At 71.3% G+C, this 2,430-nt stretch carries 3 protein-coding genes; all 3 read right to left on the bottom strand.

What is annotated here, in order from left to right:
* Nucleotides 1-47 precede the first annotated feature (47 nt).
* Genes PCA76_RS13075 through sbnA form a run of 3 tightly spaced genes read right to left on the bottom strand, consistent with a single transcriptional unit; the run spans nt 48 to nt 2,247 of the window.
* Nucleotides 48-254, bottom strand: a complete 207-nt coding sequence (locus PCA76_RS13075; protein ID WP_272617961.1) for an MbtH family protein — start codon at nt 252-254, stop codon at nt 48-50.
* Nucleotides 251-1,285, bottom strand: a complete 1,035-nt coding sequence (gene sbnB / locus PCA76_RS13070) for a 2,3-diaminopropionate biosynthesis protein SbnB (RefSeq protein WP_272617959.1) — start codon at nt 1,283-1,285, stop codon at nt 251-253. Before sbnB ends, PCA76_RS13075 begins: the two co-directional genes overlap by 4 nt.
* Nucleotides 1,279-2,247, bottom strand: a complete 969-nt coding sequence (sbnA, locus tag PCA76_RS13065) for a 2,3-diaminopropionate biosynthesis protein SbnA (protein ID WP_272619357.1) — start codon at nt 2,245-2,247, stop codon at nt 1,279-1,281. The genes sbnB and sbnA overlap by 7 nt, the downstream gene beginning before the upstream one ends.
* Nucleotides 2,248-2,430 lie beyond the last annotated feature (183 nt).

The following is a 2,430-nucleotide window of genomic DNA, read 5'->3' as shown; positions in this document are numbered from 1 at the left end:
GGTGCTCCTCCGGGGACCGGGCGCGGGCGTGGGATCGGATCAGGTGGTCAGGCCGTGGCCTGGGACTGCATGCGCTGGCGCAGGCTCAGCGGCCGCATGTCGGTCCAGATCTCGTCGATGTGGGCCAGGCACTCGTCGCGGGTGCCCTCGGTGCCTTCGGCACGCCAGCCGGCGGGCAGATCCCGGTCGGTCCACCAGACCGAGTACTGCTCCTCGTCGTTGAGCACCACTCGGTAGCTGCGGTTGTCCGTCATTGCCACTCCTTCAGGGATCCGGTGGACGCCACGGTGGCGTCCACCACGGGTAGGAAGCCGTCGACGCGTACGCCCAGGTGCCGCCGTTCGGCGTTGGCGCGGACGTGCTCGGCGAGCACGAGATCCAGCACGCCGAGGCCGAACGGGGACACCACCACCGGTACGTCGTCGACGGGCAGCCGCGCCTGGCCGCCGGCCAGCGCGCCGATGGTGGCGTGGATGAAGTTCCGGCCGCCGGTGAGCTGCTCGGCCAACTGCAACGAGGTGCCCTCTCGGCAGGCGTGATCGGGGTCGTCGACCACGTTGCGCGCGGTCGGCAGCCCCTCGGGGAGCAGGTCGCGCAGGGACAGGTGCAGCAGCACCGCGCCGGGCCGGCAGGCGGCCAGGTCGAGGTGGGGCTCGGTGGCGGTGGTGGCGATCGAGACCAGCCGGTGCGCGGCCATCGCCTCTTCGGCAGTCCCGGCCAGTGTCGTCGGCGTCCCCGGCAGCAGGGTCCGGGCGACCTCGGCGAAGGCCTCGGCCCGGCGGGGGTCGGCGTCGAACAGCGTCAGCGCCAGCGGAGGGGCGATGGTGCCCGCCACGAACCGCAGCACCTGCTGGTTGATCAGGCCGCAGCCGATCAGGGCCAGACCGTCCGGGCGGCGGTGCGCGGTGAGCAGGCCGGCCGCGAGCGCCGCGCTCGCCGCGGTACGCCGGGCCGAGATGACCGAGCCCTCGACCAGGGCCACCGGGTGGCCGGTACGCATCGAGTTCAGCAGGATCGCCGCGCTGGCCCGCTCCAGCCCCGCATCCAGGTTGCCGGGGAAGGAGGAGATCCATTTGATGCCGCTCACCGGTGGGTCGGCGCCGAGGTAGGCGGGTAGGCCGATGATGCGGTCGCGGGGTTGCTGCGGGAAGCGCAGGAAGACCGAGTGCGGCAGGCTCGTGCGGCCCTGCTCGTGCAGCAGGTACGCGTGCCGAACCAGATCCACCACCTGGGCGTCGTCGCCGTCGAGGATGTCCCGCACCACAGCCCGACCGATGATCAGCACGTAGCGTCCTTCCACAGGTGGGTGATCTCCCCGAAGTGCCCGGAAACCCATTGATCGGAATAGATCGTGTCGAGGTAGCGGTCGCCGTTGTCGGGCAGGATCAGCACGGCGGTGGCGCCCGCCGGGATGTCCGCCATCCGTCGGCGCAGTGCGGCCACGGTGGCGCCGGAGGACCCGCCGGCGAGGATGGCCTCCCGGTGCAGCAGCAACCGGCAACCGACCACGCAGTCCAGGTCGGAGACGTGCATGATCTCGTCCGGGGTGGCGTCGGCGGCCAGCGGCGGCACGACCGAGGCGCCGTGCCCGGGGATCAGCCGGGTCGCTGGCTCGTCGCCGAAGATGGCGCTGCCCACCGCGTCCACCGCCACCACCCGGGTGGACAGCCCGTGGTCGCGGAGGTAGCCGACGCAGCCGACCAGCGTGCCGCAGGTGCCGGTGGAACAGAACAGATAGTCGATCCGCCCGTCGAGCGCGGTCACGATCTCGGCCATCGTCTGCCGCTGCGCGGCGGCATTGAGCGGGTTGGCGTACTGGTCCGGGCGGTAGGCGTGCGGGACCTGCTCGCACAGTTCCCGGACACGGCGCTGCCGGGCCGGCAGGTACTCGCCGGTGACCGGGTCGGGGTGCTCGACCATCTCGATCTCCGCGTGGTACGCGGTCAGGATCGCGAGGTTCTGCCGGGTGGTCTTCGGGTCGACCACGCAGATGAACCGGATCGCGTAGTAGGCACAAACCTGGGCGAGGCCGATGGCCAGATTGCCCGAGCTGGACTCGACGACCACCGATCGGCCGGGCACCAGCTCCCCAGATTCGACCTTGGCGCGCAGCATGCTCAGCGCGGTGCGGTCCTTGATGCTGCCGCCGGGATTGAAGCGTTCGAGCTTCACGAACAACCGGGAGGGGAACTCCGGAAACAACCGGACCAGCTGTACCAGCGGTGTGTTCCCGACCGTCGAGAGGATGCCCTCGCGCACCGTTCCTCCCTCCACGAGTGACCTACCAATGCCACGAAGTTGTCAATCAGCGCTATACCGCCCCTATACCTGTGCCTCGGGCGGCCACCGCCGGGCCTGGATCCGGCCGGCGACGGGGTCGCGCCGGCCGGATCCGGCCCGTGCGGCGGACGCGCCGGCCCGGCAGCACGG

The organism is Micromonospora sp. LH3U1, assembly GCF_028475105.1.
Classification (GTDB): domain Bacteria; phylum Actinomycetota; class Actinomycetes; order Mycobacteriales; family Micromonosporaceae; genus Micromonospora.
Note: the sequence above shows the minus strand (reverse complement) of the source record. Positions and strands in the feature narration are given on the sequence as shown.